This is a genomic window from Brevibacillus sp. 1238 (genome assembly GCF_029892995.1).
Classification (GTDB): Bacteria; Bacillota; Bacilli; order Brevibacillales; family Brevibacillaceae; genus Brevibacillus; species Brevibacillus parabrevis.
This window is the reverse complement of record NZ_JARXWC010000009.1, coordinates 117635-134247: the sequence shown is the minus strand read 5'-3', so window position 1 is coordinate 134247 and position 16613 is coordinate 117635. Positions and strand designations below refer to the sequence as shown.

14 protein-coding genes are annotated in these 16613 nt (G+C 54.3%); 5 read left to right on the top strand and 9 right to left on the bottom strand.

Annotated elements, in window-relative coordinates:
* Nucleotides 1-167: 167 nt before the first annotated feature.
* Nucleotides 168-1922: an adenine deaminase C-terminal domain-containing protein gene (locus M2298_RS19825; protein ID WP_280648991.1), complete on the bottom strand. Its 1755-nt coding sequence runs from the start codon at nt 1920-1922 to the stop codon at nt 168-170.
* A gap of 192 nt (nt 1923-2114) precedes the next feature.
* Between M2298_RS19825 and M2298_RS19820 the strand changes: the two genes are divergently transcribed.
* The 4 genes from M2298_RS19820 to M2298_RS19805 all read left to right on the top strand — a co-directional run bounded on the left by M2298_RS19820 (nt 2115) and on the right by M2298_RS19805 (nt 4625).
* Nucleotides 2115-2654 (top strand): YgaP family membrane protein, encoded by a 540-nt coding sequence (locus M2298_RS19820; protein ID WP_122965559.1) that lies wholly within the window; start codon nt 2115-2117, stop codon nt 2652-2654.
* A 19-nt stretch (nt 2655-2673) separates the two neighbouring features.
* The gene (locus tag M2298_RS19815; protein WP_255679199.1) at nt 2674-2808 is read left to right on the top strand and encodes an EYxxD motif small membrane protein; all 135 of its coding nucleotides are present in this window, start codon (nt 2674-2676) and stop codon (nt 2806-2808) included.
* 123 nt (nt 2809-2931) lie between these two features.
* On the top strand, nt 2932-3375 hold the full coding sequence (locus tag M2298_RS19810) for a MarR family winged helix-turn-helix transcriptional regulator (RefSeq protein WP_122965560.1): 444 nt from the start codon (nt 2932-2934) through the stop codon (nt 3373-3375).
* An 11-nt stretch (nt 3376-3386) separates the two neighbouring features.
* Nucleotides 3387-4625, top strand: a complete 1239-nt coding sequence (locus M2298_RS19805) for an MFS transporter (RefSeq protein ID WP_173599455.1) — start codon at nt 3387-3389, stop codon at nt 4623-4625.
* Between the two features lie 123 nt (nt 4626-4748).
* Here M2298_RS19805 and purD read toward each other — a convergent pair whose 3' ends face one another.
* The 3 genes from purD to M2298_RS19790 form a co-directional block, all read right to left on the bottom strand.
* On the bottom strand, nt 4749-6026 hold the full coding sequence (gene purD, locus M2298_RS19800) for a phosphoribosylamine--glycine ligase (protein ID WP_173599454.1): 1278 nt from the start codon (nt 6024-6026) through the stop codon (nt 4749-4751).
* A gap of 37 nt (nt 6027-6063) precedes the next feature.
* A complete protein-coding gene (gene purH, locus M2298_RS19795; protein ID WP_122965563.1) occupies nt 6064-7614 on the bottom strand; it encodes a bifunctional phosphoribosylaminoimidazolecarboxamide formyltransferase/IMP cyclohydrolase in 1551 nt (516 codons plus the stop codon).
* Nucleotides 7615-7809: 195 nt separating this feature from the next.
* Nucleotides 7810-8184 carry a hypothetical protein gene (locus M2298_RS19790; protein WP_063229564.1) on the bottom strand — a complete coding sequence of 125 codons (375 nt, stop codon included), beginning with the start codon at nt 8182-8184 and terminating at the stop codon, nt 7810-7812.
* Between the two features lie 150 nt (nt 8185-8334).
* Here M2298_RS19790 and M2298_RS19785 point away from each other — a divergent pair, with 150 nt between their 5' ends.
* Nucleotides 8335-10512, top strand: a complete 2178-nt coding sequence (locus tag M2298_RS19785) for an EAL domain-containing protein (protein WP_173599453.1) — start codon at nt 8335-8337, stop codon at nt 10510-10512.
* A gap of 100 nt (nt 10513-10612) precedes the next feature.
* On the opposite strand, the gene purN is transcribed toward M2298_RS19785, so the two are convergent.
* Genes purN through purQ form a run of 5 tightly spaced genes read right to left on the bottom strand, consistent with a single transcriptional unit; the run spans nt 10613 to nt 16609 of the window.
* Nucleotides 10613-11224 (bottom strand): phosphoribosylglycinamide formyltransferase, encoded by a 612-nt coding sequence (purN, locus tag M2298_RS19780; protein ID WP_122965565.1) that lies wholly within the window; start codon nt 11222-11224, stop codon nt 10613-10615.
* Entirely contained in the window at nt 11218-12258 is a 1041-nt protein-coding gene (gene purM / locus M2298_RS19775; protein WP_173597836.1) for a phosphoribosylformylglycinamidine cyclo-ligase, read from the bottom strand. Before purM ends, purN begins: the two co-directional genes overlap by 7 nt.
* A gap of 31 nt (nt 12259-12289) precedes the next feature.
* Nucleotides 12290-13708 carry an amidophosphoribosyltransferase gene (purF, locus tag M2298_RS19770; RefSeq protein ID WP_122965567.1) on the bottom strand — a complete coding sequence of 473 codons (1419 nt, stop codon included), beginning with the start codon at nt 13706-13708 and terminating at the stop codon, nt 12290-12292.
* Complete coding sequence (purL, locus tag M2298_RS19765; RefSeq protein WP_122965568.1) at nt 13693-15936, bottom strand: phosphoribosylformylglycinamidine synthase subunit PurL; 2244 nt, start codon at nt 15934-15936, stop codon at nt 13693-13695. The genes purF and purL overlap by 16 nt, the downstream gene beginning before the upstream one ends.
* Nucleotides 15917-16609, bottom strand: coding sequence for a phosphoribosylformylglycinamidine synthase subunit PurQ (gene purQ / locus M2298_RS19760; protein ID WP_122965569.1), 693 nt, complete (start codon nt 16607-16609; stop codon nt 15917-15919). The genes purL and purQ overlap by 20 nt, the downstream gene beginning before the upstream one ends.
* Nucleotides 16610-16613: the final 4 nt, after the last annotated feature.

The following is a 16613-nucleotide window of genomic DNA, read 5'->3' as shown; positions in this document are numbered from 1 at the left end:
AATTTACAAGAGGAAAAATATATTTTCCAAGCATATACCAGATGCTTACATACTCAGCATTTCATTGCGATCAATTGAAATCAAACAGTTATATCTTTACTTTCGCACAATAAAGCTTTAATGTTATCCATTACATTTGCGGATGAAAGGAAAACAAAACTCCCTCTTTAGAGAGGGAGTGCCGGAACGACGATTTGTCCTGTTTTTACATCTGCGATCCCTTCCGCGGTGAGCCTTGCGTAGGGCAGGTGCGTGGCCGTAAAAAACAGCAGCGAGTAGATCGGATCAAGATGAACATGCCCTTTGGCGCGCAGTCTGGCCGTCAAATTCTCGGCCATGGAAATCACTTCGCTCATCGGGGCCGGGGAAAATTTCCCGCCAAGCGGCAGCGGGCATTCGCAGGCAATCTGCCCATCCTCGATCAAAACGACTCCCCCGCCGATCTCTCTGACTCGTTCAAGCGCAGCCGCCATCGCCTGCGGATCGCGGCCAATGACAAGCCAGTCGCCAGAAGCCGTATACGAGCTTGCCAGCCCGTGCAAATGCTCACCGTAACCGCGCAGCACGGCAGCCGTGCGCTTTTTGCCTGCCGGATCGATGCTGACGATCACAGCGAGCTGCGGGTCATGCGCCAGTGAAATGCAACCTTGCTCGTCTGCGGGCAAAGCTTCCAGCGTCATCCGCGTAATGACTGCGTTGACCATGTTCAGCACCGGAGCTTTTCCTTCCGCGTCAGGCCGCAGGCAAAACCAGTCCGCTCGTGCTCGTTCTGCCAACGGATCGGCTGCTTCAAACGAGTAGTCGGCCCAGCGTGGCTCGACTGTCGGGACAAGCAGCCTGCCGCTCTCTGCCGCCTGTTCGCCGTTGCAAAAGACAGCGAGCGGCGCAGGATCGTCTTTGGCGGCGAGAAGGACCATGTCCGCGATCCGTCCAGGCGCAATTCCGCCCAGTTCAGCGTCCAGACCGTAGTAGACAGCCGGATTCAACGTCGCCATGACATATGCCTCCTCGGGCGGCATGCCAGCTTCTATCGCTACGCGAAGCGTGTAGTCCATGAAGCCGTTTCGATGCATCGGAGGCGTACAGCCATCTGATGTAAGCATCATTCGCGAAGACCACGGCAGACCGAGCGCAAGCCAGCCTTTTACCAGCTCTGGCAAGTCAGGCCGAATCGAGGAGTGGCGGAGTGTCGCGTACATCCCTAAACGCAGCCGCGCGAGCAAATCTTCGGCGGTAATCCCTTCGTGGCAAGCGGTGATGCCTGCTGCGCTGGCGATGTTCAGCGTTTCCCAGGATGCTCCCGGATGATGCCCCTCCATTCTTTTGCCCAAATCGCGCGTATGCTTCAAGCCAAACAGCAAGGTGTCGTCCTCTTGGAGCACGCCGCCCCAGTTCGTCAGTTCTCCCCCTTGCACGACCAGCGGATGCTCCAGCATGCGCCGCAGGCCGTCTTTTGTGAATTGCGGATGTTCTTTGCCCGTTTGCGGATCGAGTCTGCCCCAGAAATATTGCTTCACCGGATGCGCGGCGAGCGATTCCATCAGCGCAGAAATTTGCTCCGACGGCAAATTCATCAGCATCAGCGTATCGGACACAAGTGTCGTCGTGCCCCGATCCAGGGCGAAGTCTGCCAGCGTAAACGGGTTGTACCATTGAAAAGGATGCGCGTGCGGCTCGATATAGCCGGGAACCAAATACTTTCCGCTCGCGTCGATGATCTCGGTATGTTCATCAACGAACGGCTCCTTTTCTCCTACATAAGCGATTCGCTCTCCCGCCACAACGACGTGATGCTCGTGCCATTCCTTTGTATACACGTTCAGTACGCTGGCTCCCTTGATCCACAAGCTTGCCGGAGCCTGCCTTTTGCTTACACGAATCAGATTCAGGTACGCTTCTTCCGATAAAGCGCGAACTCGCATGCCACTTCTCTCCTCTCGGTGTCCAATCATGAAAATAGACTGAATAGTCGTTCACTTCATTCTTTACTGCTTCGCCACTTGCGAATGCTTCCCCTGCTTCGCCCAGCACATCGTCCTAACAATTTCCACGGGTTGCCTGAACGGATTTATCACAGACTACCTCGTAGAAGATGCAACAGGAGGCGAAAGCAAATGCAAAAGAACGTTGGTACTACAGATGCGATCATTCGCATGACAGGCGGTCTGTTGGGCTTGGCCTATGGCATTGGAAAAATGAGTCGTCGTCCGCACAATGCCCCCTGGCTGCTGATGGCCTTTTCTGCGATGAAGGTAGCGGAAGGCGCGACCCGTTTCTGCCCGATGTACAAAGCGCTTGGCATCAATACGATCAAAGCGAACGGCATGTCCGGGATGATGGATCAAATGAAGCAAAAAGGGATACAAACCGTCATGAATCAAGTCACAGGCGCAATCAGCGGTGCTTCCTCCCACTCTTCCCAAGAGCAGAAGCATGAAAAGGCGTCCGCTTCGGCAAACTCGCAGACGCATACGGACAAGCCGCAAGCTGCCAGCACGCAATCGGCAAAAGCGGAGAACAAAGCACAAGACGACGCGCCAAAAGGCGAGCTGACTCCCGAAGACCAATTGATGGAACAAGCAGCCCGCGAGTTCATCTCGTACCGTTCCCAGGAAAAGGACGACAGCAGCACACGTTACCCTACTTACTCGTAGAAAAGAGGAGACGCTGTCCATGATCGTCGGAACGCCACTCTATGAATGGATGTCACACAATTTCTTTGTCATGGCCATGATTCTTGGTGTCATCGGCGTTGTCGGCTATTACGCCTTTTACAGCTCCCGAAGAAAAGGGCGCTACCGCCAATAATCAAAAGTGATTTTCCACAGATGCGACCGCCTTGAGGGAAAGGCGGTTTTTCCATTTACAAAATTAGTTGCTAGGCATATAATTGTCAAAGCAAGCATTTTGGTGCAAAGGAATGACCTTGTCATGATCGATCATTGGCAAAATGAACCGCTTGGATTTTTGATCGGCAACACGTACCGCCGCATGATTCACTACGTCTCGCTGTTCTTGCGCGAATTTGATTTGACGACGGAGCAATTTGCCGTCTTGTACCGCCTGCGGGAAGAGGACGGGATCAACCAGAAAGAGCTTGCCCTGCGCTCGGCAAAAGACCAGCCCACGATGACGCGGATTCTCGACAACCTGGTGAAAAAAGGCTGGATTGAAAAAAAGCTGAGCGACCAGGATCGCCGTGCCTATATCGTAACGCTCACCGCAAACGGCCGGGAGTGGATTGAAAAGGCGATTCCGACAGAGGCCAAAGCCGTCGCGGACATTTTTGCGGGCTTGCCACCGGAGAAACTGGCTTTTTTGCGGGAAATTCTGCTTGAAATCAACGAGAACATAGACCGCCATACAACCGAATAGGAGTGAAACCGTTGGGAGAGAGTAGAGAGAAACTGTGGACGAAGGATTTCGTCCTTTTAACTGTGTGCAACTTGTTGTTATTTCTTACGATCCAAATGCAGACGCCTACGTTCCCTGCGTACGTCAAACAGACGTATCAGGCAAACGATTTTGTCGTCAGTCTCGTCATCAGCCTGTTTTCTTTGGCCGCCGTCGTCGCGCGCGTGTTCACAGGCGAAGCGCTCCGAACGAAAAACAGCAAAGTGATTGCCGTTATGGCCCTGTGCACTGTCGGCATCTTCAGTGCGGGATACTTCTGGGCTGGGAACATCGCCCTGTTTTTGCTGTTGCGCGTTTTCGTCGGGATCGGCTTCGGCATGGGCAGCACGACGTTTCCAACCATCGTGACCAATGTCATTCCCATCCGCAAGCTCGGGGAAGGAATGGGCTATTTCGGCCTGTCCACGAGCCTGGCAATGGCGCTCGGTCCAGTGATCGGGCTTGGCATTCTCCAATCATTCGGATTCGGCTATATGCTTTTCGCCCTTGTCGTGCTGGTGGCTGCCATCTTCCCTTTAATGCACATGATTCGCGCGTACAACCTTCGCCCGGCTGCAACAACCACATCTCCATCAGCATCAGCCGTTAACAGTGCCCCGATCAAAGGGGTTGGCCGCTTTTTCGACAAAAAGCTGCTCTTGCCTGTGAGTCTGAATTTTTGTTTGTCGATTACGTACGGAGGCATCTTGAGCTTTTTGGCGCTGTACGGAAAAGAAACCCACATCGCAAACGTCGGCTGGTTTTTCCTCGCCAACGCATTCGCCATGGTACTCATTCGTCCTTTTTCCGGCAAGCTGTACGATCGCAAAGGTCACGTCGCCGTTCTGCCGCCTGGCGCGATTTTTGTAGGCATCAGCCTGCTGATCTTGTCCGTCACGACGAGCGAAGCGCTGCTTTTGACTTCGGCCTTTTTCTACGGCTTGGGGTACGGCATGATTCAACCGTCTATTCAAGCGTGGATGGTCAGAGTCGTCACGCCAGAACAGCGCGGCATGGCAAACGGACTGTTTTTCAACTCGATCGACCTCGGCATCGCGGCAGGCTCCATGCTGCTCGGCGTGCTCGCTACCCATTCCAGCTACTCCGTCATGTACCGCTGGTCTGCCGTCTGCATGCTGTTGTTCCTCTTCGTCTATGTCGTGTCGCAAGTTATGGCAGCCAAAGCAAAAGCGAAGAATGCACCTCTGGCTGGGGAGCAGATCGGGCTGTAACCAAGCGGTGATGAGAGCAGTCGTGCAACTCTTTTAAAAAAATGTCGCGGCATTTTTTACAACAAAAAGGCAGCCTTCGTTCGTACCTCAGCGACGAACGAGACTGCCTTTTTCTTTTCCCTGTTAGTTCTTCTGTTGATATTTCATCGCTTTCGCTGCAATGTCGGTGCGATACTGTGCCCCTTCAAACGAAATCGACTGCACGGCTGCATAAGCTGCCTCACGCGCTTTTTCAAGGTTGGCTCCGGTGCCTACTACGCCAAGCACACGGCCGCCGCTTGTCACGATGCCTTCCTCGGTTTGCTTCGTTCCGGCATGAAAAACGGTTACTGCCTCTTTCGTTTGCGCAAGTCCGTCGATCCGCTTTCCTTTCGGGTATTCCCCAGGATAGCCAGGAGCCGCCATCACCACGCATACGGCGCTGCCCTCTTTCCAGGTGACATCCACCGCATCCAGCTCTCCGTTCACGGTCGCCACAAAAATATCGAGCAAATCCGTTTCCAAGAGCGGCAAGATCACTTGCGTCTCGGGATCGCCAAAACGGGCGTTGAACTCAACCACTTTTGGTCCTTGCTCGGTAATCATCAGTCCGGTGTAGAGGATGCCTTTGAACGGGATTCCGTCTTTGGCCATGCCTGCTGCCATCGGCTCGACGATAGTCTTCACAATCGTCTCGACCAGCTCTGGCGACATTTGCGGCACAGGAGCGTAAGTGCCCATGCCGCCTGTATTCGGGCCGCGATCGTCGTTGAAAATGCGTTTGTGGTCCTGCGAGGTGATCATTGGCTTCACGGTTTCGCCGTCGACAAAAGAGAGCAGAGACAGCTCTTCCCCGAACATGCACTCCTCGATGACGACACGCGCTCCCGCTTCTCCAAAGACGCTTTCCTGCATGATTTGCCGCAGCGCTTCTTCCGCTTCCTCGATAGTCTCGGCCACTACGACGCCTTTGCCTGCGGCCAGACCGTCTGCTTTTACCACGATTGGCGCGCCTTGCTGACGCACGTAGGCGCTCGCTGACTCGTAATCGAGGAACGACTCGTAAGCAGAAGTCGGGATGTTATAGCGCTTCATCAAGCTTTTGGCAAACGATTTGCTGCCTTCGATCATCGCCGCCTTACTGTTCGGCCCGAAAATAGGCAGGTTGCGTTCCTCGAAGAAATCGACGATCCCGCCCAAAAGCGGATCTTCCGGGCCTACCACAGTCAGATCGATTCCCTCGTCTTTGGCAAACTGGGCCAGAGCGGCAAAATCGTTGACGCCAATCGGGACGTTTTGCGCAATCTCAGCCGTTCCTCCGTTGCCGGGAGCGCAGTATACTTTCTGTACTTTGGAGCTTTGCAAAAGCTTCCAGATAATGGCGTGCTCGCGGCCGCCGCCGCCTACTACCAATACTTTCATATGGATATCCTCCTGTTACTGAAGGGATCTGTACAGATTAGTGCTTGAAGTGGCGCGTGCCAGTGAACACCATGGCGATTCCTGCGCGGTTGCAAGCGTCGATGGACTCCTGATCGCGAATCGAGCCGCCTGGCTGAATGATCGCCGTAATGCCTGCGGCAGCAGCTGCTTCTACAGTGTCTCCCATCGGGAAAAACGCATCGGAAGCCAAAACGGAGCCTTTTGCCAGCTCGCCCGCTTGCTCGATGGCGATTTTCGCAGCGCCGACACGGTTCATTTGACCTGCGCCGACGCCGATCGTCATGTTGTCTTTTGCCAGCAAAATAGCGTTGGACTTCACGTGCTTGACAACCTTCCAGGCGAATTGCAGCTGGGCCATTTCTTCCGCTGTCGGTTGACGGTCGGTTACAACCTGGATTTCACTTTCTTCCAGCTGTTTGTAATCGAAGTCCTGAATCAATGCGCCGCCCGCTACCGGAGCCACGCGGAACAGATTGTCCGCTTTTTTCGCAGACTCATTCAATGCCGGGATGCGCAAGAGACGCAAGTTCTTTTTCTCGGCGAGAACCGCTTTCGCTTCTTCCGTAAAATCAGGAGCAATGATAATCTCCAGGAAAATTTCTTTCATCGCCAAGGCCGTATCTTTGTCAATCGCCTGGTTCGCCGCTACGATACCGCCGAAAATGGAGACAGGATCAGCCTCGTACGCCTTTTGGTACGCTTGGCGAATATCTGCGCCGATGCCCACGCCACAAGGGTTGGAATGCTTGATCGCCACAACTGCCGGCTGGGTAAATTCACGCACAATCGCCAGCGCCGCGTCCGCATCGTTGATGTTGTTGTAGGAAAGCTCTTTGCCTTGCAGTTGCTCTGCGTAGCCGATGCTCAGCTGGCTGGACAGCGGTTCGCGGTAAAAAGCAGCGCGCTGGTGCGGATTTTCGCCGTAGCGCAAGTCTTGCGCTTTTTCGTACGTCACCGTGTAGCTCTCCGGCAGCAGCTCGCCTACTTGCTCGCTCAAATAGCGGGAGATCAGGGCATCGTAGGCAGCTGTGTGACGGAATACTTTCGCAGCCAGACGACGGCGCGTTTCCAGCGTAGTATCGCCGTTTGCCTCGATTTCCTCGGCTACCTTTTCATAATCGGCGGAATCGACCACGACGCTCACGAACGCATGGTTTTTCGCCGCAGAACGCAGCATCGTCGGCCCACCAATATCAATATTCTCAATCGCATCTTCGTATGTCACGTCCGGTTTGGCAATCGTTTCCTTGAATGGATACAAGTTTACCACAACCAGATCGATCGTTTCGATGTTCAGGTCTTTCAGTTGCTTTTGATGTGCCTCGTTGTCACGCACAGCCAAGAGGCCGCTGTGGATATTCGGATGCAGCGTTTTGACGCGTCCGTCCAAAATCTCGGGAAATCCGGTTACTTCGGAAATGCCAATGACGGGAACACCCTCTGCTTTCAAGAGAGAAGCCGTACCTCCGGTGGAAATGATCTCTACTCCGGCAGCTGCCAAACGACGGGCAAACGGAATCAATCCTGTCTTGTCAGAAACGCTGATCAACGCTTTTTTCACACTCACGGATAGAACCTCCTGACTATTAGTAAGAAAACATGGCTAAAAGCTTTTTTGCAATACTAAAACACGAACATTCCTTTCATATTAAAACATAATTGTACGTTTTTATCAAGAGTTTCCTCAGCGAAAACAAACGCAGCCGCCCATGCCTGTTCGGCACTCGCGACTGCACATTCCCGCTTTTTTCCGGCAGCAGGCTTACCGCTTCTTTTTGTTTCCACCGGACAGCTTTTTCACCCGCTCGGCAAGGGACAGATGCTTGCTCTTCCCAGCCGCTCTCGACGGCTTTTTGGGCTTGCTGCTTTTGGCCTTGACCTCTTTCGCTTTCGGGACCATGCTGCCCAGTTCTTCCATGGAAATGGACTTGCCGTTTTTCATCCTGTCCTTGACGCGTTCCTTCGTCTCCTCGGGAACGTCAAGTCCCATGTCGGACAGTTCTTCCATCAGCTCGTCGATATTGCCCCCGCCTTTGGGAAATTTTTGTGCGAGCTTCATAATATCGTTCAGCGTCCATTCCCGCCCTGTTCGCTTGCTTAGCTTGCCCAGCAAATCGGCAACAAAATCTCCGCTCAAATCGGCTCCTCCTCTTCAGCTGCTTCTTTTTACAATATGTCGGCAGGGCGGATTTGGTTTGCTTTCAGACGTACGAATCGTTTGTTGACAATGATTCTCAGTTTCATTAACATAAATGGTACTATTACATGCATCAGCCCGGAGGCTTACATGAAGTCAACTCGCCATCAGCTGCTTTTTCCACCAGTTGACGATTCTTTGGGTGCCATGCCTTCCTCAGCCTTGCATGAAACTTTGCTACAGCCCATTCTGGAGCACATGGAGGCCGGAGTGACTGTGTACGGGCTGGATGGGCGCATCCTTTTTTTCAATGAAGCGGCCAAGCGCTTCGGCATGTCCGAGCCTATAGACTTGCATGAACATACGTACGGCTCTTATTCCTTTTACCATCCTGACGGCAGCACTCCTGTAGCTTTTGCGGAGTTGCCTTCTGTCCGCGTGTTGCGCAACGAACAAGTCTACAACCAGGAGATCTGGGTACAGCCTCTCGGAAAAGCTGTTTCCATCCTGGTCGCCAACGGCAAGCTGCTGTCCTCGCCCACCGGAGAACCTGTCGGCGCCTTGATCGTCACTCACGATATTACGGAGCGAAAATGGGCGCAGCAGCGTCTGGAAGTGAGCGAGCAGCGCTACAAATCTTTGTTTGAGCATAATCCGAATATCGTCTGCTGGCTCGACTTGTCCGGAAGATTCCTGAACGTCAATCCCGCTTTTGAGTGCGTGACCGGATACACCCTGGACGATGTGCGCAATCAGTCTTACCGGGCGCTGCTGAATCAGGAAGGGATTCGCCGCGTGCTTTTGATGTCCCGGAACGCCCAGCAAGGAAGCTCGGACAACTACGATATTTCCACTTTTCATAAAGACGGGACGCAAATCGAACTGAATGTCACCGTCGTCCCGATCGTGGTGACGAATACGGTCGTAGGCTATTTCGCCATCGCCACCGATATTACGAAACGAAAGCAAACCGAAGCCATGATTCACTATCTCGCCTATCACGACACGTTGACGGGCTTGCCGAACCGCTCCCTTTTCCAAAGCAGGCTCGATGCCGCTCTCGAACAGGCCGCCTGCGAGCAAAGCCAGCTCGCTGTCCTGTTTCTCGACCTGGATCGGTTCAAATACATCAATGACACACTCGGACATTCCACGGGAGACGGCCTGCTTGCGCAAATCGCCCGGCGACTGCAAGAGACTGCACGTCCTAACGATACGGTCTGCCGCTTGGGCGGCGACGAATTTACGATCATCCTGCCCCGGATGTCCCATACGGAAGCAAAAAGGTTCGCAGAAGCCGTTTTGCAAAGGCTGAGCATGCCGATCACGGTTGGTGACCAAAGCTTTGTGGTCACAATCAGCATCGGAATCAGCCTTTTTCCACAGGACGGCACGGACGCGGAAGCTTTGGTCAAAAATGCGGACGCAGCCATGTATCAGGCGAAAGAACACGGCCGCAACAACATCCAGTTTTTCCAACCGGAGATGAACGACGCCTTCGTCAAAAAAATGACGTTGGAAGCCGGACTGCGCACTGCGCTGGAGAACGAGGAATTTCAGTTGTACTATCAGCCCCAGTACGACAGCAAGCACGAGCATATTGTCGGCCTGGAGGCGTTGATCCGCTGGCAGCATCCGGTGTATGGCATCGTCTCTCCGCTTGATTTCATTCCGCTCGCCGAAGAGACGGGACTGATCATTCCCATCGGTCGCTGGGTGTTGCAGACAGCTTGCCAGCAGTTCGTCAGGTGGCAGCAGCAAGCTTTGCCTCCTGTGCGGCTTGCCGTCAATTTGTCGATGCGCCAGTTGCAGGACAAGCATCTGGTGACGATGGTCCAAGACATTTTGCAACAAACGGGGCTACACCCAAGCTACCTGGAGCTGGAAATAACCGAAAGCATCGCCATGCACAGGCTTGACGCTGTCATTCCCCGCCTGCAAAAGCTGCAAGCCATGGGCATCCAGATATCGATTGATGACTTCGGCACCGGGTACAGCTCGCTTAGCTGCTTGCAGCTTTTGCCGATCAATTCGTTGAAAATCGATCAGTCGTTTATGCGCAACATGTCGGACTCTTCTTCTCACTTGCCGATCGTCACCGCAATCGCAGCCATGGCTCACAGCCTGAAGCTGTCTCTCGTAGCAGAAGGCGTCGAAACGAAGGAACAGCTATCGTTTTTGCGATCGCTTGGCTGCCTGACGGTGCAGGGCTATTTTTTCAGCAAGCCCGTTCCGGCGGATGAATGCGAAAAGCTGCTGGCCAAAAGCGCTGCCCGTTCGGATAAGCGGATTTTTCCCGGGACTGGTTGCACAAGCTCAGCTGAATAAACCGTATCTCGGACCGTGCGCGAGAGAAAGATTTTGACCCTCACGCTGCCAGCACGAAAAAGACCGACACGATTGAGCTGTGTCGGTCTTTTGTTGCCTGTTATGATCTCACCTGAACTTGCCGTCCTGCAACCTGCACCCGGCCTTCCGCCAGCATGCCGATGACTTCCACCAGCAGTCCGTGCTCCACAGCGTGGATGCGCGCTGCCAGCGTTTCCGCCGTATCTTGCTCCTGCACTGCTACCGGGACCTGAGCGATGATCGGCCCCGTATCGAGACCGGCATCTACCAGATGTACCGTTACCCCCGTTATCTTTACCCCGTAAGCAAGTGCCTGACCGATCGCGTCTTTGCCTGGGAAAGCTGGCAACAGCGACGGATGCAGATTGATGATGCTTCCTTCGTAGGCAGCCAAAAGCGTTTCGCCCACCAGCCGCATATAGCCTGCCAGCACGACCAGCGAAATCTCCCGCTTTTGCAGCTCTTGCACGACTTCTGCTTCAAAAGCTGCCTTGTTGGCGTAATCTTTTGGCTGAAACACGAATGCTTCAATGCCCAGACGTTCCGCGCGTTCCAGCACCTTCGCCTGCGGCTTGTCGCATACGAGCAAAGCGACTTCCACACCGGGAAGTCGGCCTGCCTGGACAGCCTGCACGATCGCTTCGAAGTTGGAGCCGCTTCCTGAGGCGAAAATGGCCAGCTTTCTCACCATTCCACCCCGTTGTATACGACTTTGCGCTCACCCTCCTGAATGTTGCCAATCAGGTACGGCTGCTCGCCAAGCTCTTGCAGTTTTTCCATGACGCTCGCTGCGTCTGCTTCTTTCACGACCAGCATCATGCCGATGCCCATGTTGAACGTTTTGTACATGTCGGGATACGAAATGTTTCCCGCTTCCTGTACAAGTGTGAAAATCGGCAGAACAGGCCAGGAGCCTACGTTAATGACCGCTTGCGTGTTTTCCGGCAACACGCGCGGGATATTTTCCGTGAAGCCGCCGCCTGTGATGTGGGCCAAAGCTTTTACTTCAAACGATTCGAGCACAGCCAGCACTTGCTTCACGTAAATGCGAGTCGGGGTCAGTAGCTCTTCGCCGAGCTTTTTGCCCAATGCGTCTACATGGTCGTGCAAGGACATGCCTTTATCTGCCAAGAGCACTTTGCGCACGAGCGAGAAGCCGTTGCTGTGCACGCCGCTGGAGGCAAGCCCGATCAAAACGTCACCTGCTGCCACATTCGCACCCGTGATCATTTTGCTTTCGTCGACAACCCCTACGGTAAATCCGGCGATGTCGTATTCACCCTCTGCGTACATGCCTGGCATTTCTGCCGTCTCGCCGCCAATGAGCGAGCAGCCGGACTGGGAGCAGCCCTCGGCGATCCCGCTGACAATCGCCTCGATTTTTTCCGGAACGACTTTGTCTACCGCCAAATAGTCGAGGAAAAAGAGCGGCTCCGCGCCTTGCACCACGACGTCATTGACGCACATGGCAACGGCGTCGATCCCGATCGTATCGTGTTTGTCCATGGCAAAAGCCAGCTTCAGCTTCGTGCCCACCCCGTCGGTACCAGAGACGAGAATCGGCTTTTCGTATTTTTTCGTGTCCAGACGGAACAGTGCTCCGAAGCCGCCCAAATCGGTCAGCACTTCGGGACGGAATGTCCGCTTCACGTGTTTTTTCATGCGTTCGACTGCTTCGTTACCCGCATCGATGTCTACGCCCGCTTGTTTGTATGCTTCACTCATCGTTTCTCCCCCTTGCAAGAGGTTGCTTGTATTAGCACTTGGTCGCTGGTAGCGCCTCTTCAAATTCAATCTCGGTCGGATACTCCCCTGTAAAGCAGGCGAGGCAGTGTCCTTTGTTTGGAGCCGAATCCTGGCGGCCGATGGCATTGATCATACCCTCGACGGACAAGAAGGACAAGGAATCGGCTTCAATGATTTGACGAATTTCCTCTACCGACTTGGTCGACGCAATCAGCTCGTCGCGCGTAGAGGTATCGATTCCGTAGAAACAAGAGTTCATGACAGGCGGAGAGCTGATGCGGACATGAACTTCCTTGGCGCCAGCTTCGCGCAGCATGCGGACAATCCGGTTGCTTGTCGTACCGCGCACGATCGAATCGTCGATCATGACGACCCGTTTGCCTTCCACGACTTTGCGAACGGCAGACAGCTTGAGATAAACAGCCCGCTCGCGCAGCTCCTGGCTCGGCTGGATAAAGGTACGGCCGACGTAGCGGTTTTTGATCAGACCGATCTCGTACGGAATACCTGTCGCTTCCGCAAAACCGATCGCCGCCGAAATACTCGAATCCGGCACCCCTGTAACCACATCAGCGTCGATAGCCGATTCCAGGGCAAGCTGCTTGCCGAGGCGCTTTCTCGCCATGTGGACGTTGATCCCGTCGATGTCGCTGTCAGGACGGGCGAAATAAATGTATTCAAACGTGCAAATCGAGCGCTGCGTTGTCTCGGTATGCTTGGTTTCGATGATGCCATCCTGATCGACCACGATCATTTCTCCCGGCTGAACATCGCGCCAGTACTGCGCCCCGATAATATCGAACGCACAGGTCTCGGAAGCCACAGTGATCGCATCCCCCAGTCGGCCGAGAGACAGCGGACGGAGTCCATTCGGATCAAGAGCGATGACCAACTGCTTCTCGTTCATGACCAACAGCGCATACGCGCCCTTGATGTGCTGGAGAGCATCTTTTACTGCTCCTGGCAAATCGCGGCTCTCGGAGCGTGCGATCAGGTGGGCAATAACCTCGGTGTCGCTTGTCGTTTGAAAAATGGAGCCTTTCGCTTCCAGCTCTTTTCTCAGGACAGCGGCATTGACGAGGTTGCCGTTATGAGCAACAGCCATGCTGCCTTGCGCGTAGCGGAAAAACAGCGGCTGGGCATTTTCGATTTTGCTGGAGCCAGCGGTCGTATAACGGGTATGACCGATGGCGATATGGCCGCGGAATTTTTCCAGGTCGCCTTTGCCGAATGCTTCGGAGACGAGTCCCATTCCCCGGTGCTTATACCACTTCTCGCCGTCGGAGGCGCAGATACCTGCGCTCTCCTGACCGCGATGCTGAAGGGCATGCAGACCCAGATAGGTCAATTGGGATGCTTCCTTGTGGTTGTAAATGCCAAAGACGCCGCATTCTTCATTCAGTTTGTCCCAGATTACCCGATCAAACATGGAATCGCATCCTTCCAGGCTGCTTTCACCTCTTGAGTGGAAGCGTTGATTGCTTCCGTACCGTTCACTGTTACTACCAGACGCTCGCCGCCAATCGTACCGATTTTTGCAGCTGGTACGCCATGCTCACCTGCCAATGCCACAATCGCTTCCGCCTGCTCTTTGCTTGCGCTGAGCAAGATGCGGGATTGGGATTCGCTGAACAGCAGCACGTCTGTGCGCAAGTCGGATGTAAGCTCGACTTGTGCGCCGATGTTTTTGCCGAAGCAAGATTCTGCCAGCGCTACACCTAGACCGCCTTCGGACAAGTCGTGCGCGGAATTGACCAAGCCTTGGCGAATCGCTGTGAGCACGAGCTTTTGCACAGCGGCTTCCTTGGTCAGGTCCAGTTGCGGCGGACGACCGGAGATTGCGCCTGTCACGAGCTTTTGATACTCGCTGCCGCCCAGCTCCGCGAACGTGTCGCCGAGCAGGATGATGACGTCGCCCTCGTTTTTAAAGTCTTGCGTCGTAATATGGTCAACATCGGTGATCAGACCGACCATGCCGACAGTTGGAGTCGGGTAGATCGCATCGCCGCTGCGTTCATTGTAAAAAGATACGTTACCGCCGATAACAGGCGAGTCGAGGGCCACGCACGCTTCACTCATGCCTTCGCACGCTTTCTCGAACTGCCAGAATACTTCCGGCTTTTCCGGGCTGCCGAAGTTGAGGCAGTCGGTGATCGCAAGCGGCTCGGCACCGGAGCACACGACGTTGCGCGCGGATTCCGCTACCGCGATGGCTCCGCCCACTTTTGGATCGAGATACACATAGCGTCCGTTGCAATCGGTTGTCATGGCAAGAGCCTTGCGCGTGCCGCGCACCATGACGACTGCTGCGTCAGAACCAGGCTTCACTGCTGTATTCGCGCGTACGATATGGTCGTATTGCTCGTACACCCATGCCTTGTTGGCAACAGTCGGCTGCGCCAAGAGACTTTTCAGCGTCTCGTTCAGATCTTTTGGCTCCTCGATGGCAGCCAGCACATCTACTTTTCCGTTTGCTTCATAGTAAGCAGGCACTGCGGAAGGACGGTGGTAAACCGGAGCGTCATCTGCCAGGCTGTTTGCTGGCACTTCTGCTACGACCTCGCCTTTGTGCAACAGGCGCAGCTTGCTGTCATCCGTTACTTTGCCCACGACAGCGGAGGCCAAGCCCCATTTGTCAAAAATCGCGATCGCTTCCGCTTCCTTGCCTTTTTCCACAACGACAAGCATGCGCTCTTGCGATTCGGACAGCATCATTTCGTAAGCAGACATGCCTGCTTCGCGCTGCGGCACGAGATCCAGGTTCATCTCGATTCCGTTGCCCGCTTTGGATGCCATCTCCGAGCTGGAGCTGGTCAAACCAGCCGCGCCCATGTCCTGAATCCCTACGACGATTCCTGTGTCGATCAGCTCCAGGCACGCTTCCAGCAGCAATTTTTCCATGAACGGGTCGCCCACTTGTACAGCCGGTCGCTTTTTCTCCGATTCCTCGGTCAGCTCTTCGGAGGCAAAAGTCGCGCCGTGAATACCGTCGCGTCCTGTGCTCGCCCCGACGTAAATGACCGGGTTGCCGATACCGGAGGCTACGCCTTTTTGAATTTTCTCGTGGTCGATCAGACCCACGCACATAGCGTTGACGAGCGGATTGCCTTCATACGTAGGATCGAAGTTCACTTCTCCGCCAACGGTAGGAATCCCGATGCAGTTACCGTAGCCGGCAATTCCCGCAACCACATGTTCAAACAAATATTTGACGCGTGGCGTGGTCAGCTCGCCAAAGCGCAGCGAGTTGAGCAATGCGATCGGGCGTGCACCCATGGAGAATACATCGCGGATGATCCCGCCCACGCCTGTAGCTGCTCCCTGATACGGCTCGATAGCAGAAGGGTGGTTGTGGCTCTCGATTTTGAATACAACAGCCTGGTTGTCGCCGATGTCCACGATCCCGGCACCTTCACCTGGTCCTTGCAGAACGCGAGGGCCTTTTGTCGGGAACTTGCGCAGGACAGGCTTGGAGTTTTTGTAGGAGCAGTGCTCAGACCACATAACGCTGTACAATCCGGTTTCTGTCCAGTTTGGCTGGCGTCCCATAATCGTTACTACACGTTGGTATTCTTCGTCAGTCAGCCCGATCTCACGGTAGAGCTTCTGATCGGCAATTTGCTGGGCGGTCGGTTCTTTATGCGTGAGTTGTGACACTGTTTTGTTCCCTCCACGTCTTCAGGATCGAGGTAAACATGCGGCGGCCGTCATCGGATGTCATCCACTTGTGGACAGCGCGCTCCGGGTGAGGCATCATGCCGAGTACGTTGCCGCGCTCGTTGCAAATGCCTGCGATATCATCAAGAGAACCATTCGGGTTCTCGCCATTGTAGCGGAAAACGATCTGTTTGTTCGCTTTAAGCTTCGCGAGCGTTTCTTCATCACAGTAGTAGTTTCCTTCGCCATGCGCGATCGGGATTTGGATTTCTTCCCCAGCCGCATAGTCGAGGGTAAATGGTGTTTCGTTGTTGTCGACGCGAAGCCCGGACAGCTTGCAGGCGAATTTGAGGGAACGGTTGCGCAAGAGAGCGCCTGGCAACAGCCCTACCTCTGTGAGGATTTGGAAGCCGTTACAGATTCCCATTACCAGCTTGCCTGCTTCTGCTGCCTTCACCACTTGCTCCATCACGGGCGAAAAGCGAGCGACCGCGCCACAGCGCAAATAGTCTCCATAAGAGAATCCGCCCGGCAAAAGGATTGCGTCATAACCGGACAAATCTGTTTCAGAATGCCATACGTAGTCAACAGGCACTCCCATGACATCTTCAACTGCGTTGTACAAATCTACATCAGCATTCGAGCCTGGAAAAACGATAACGGCTACTCGCATATCC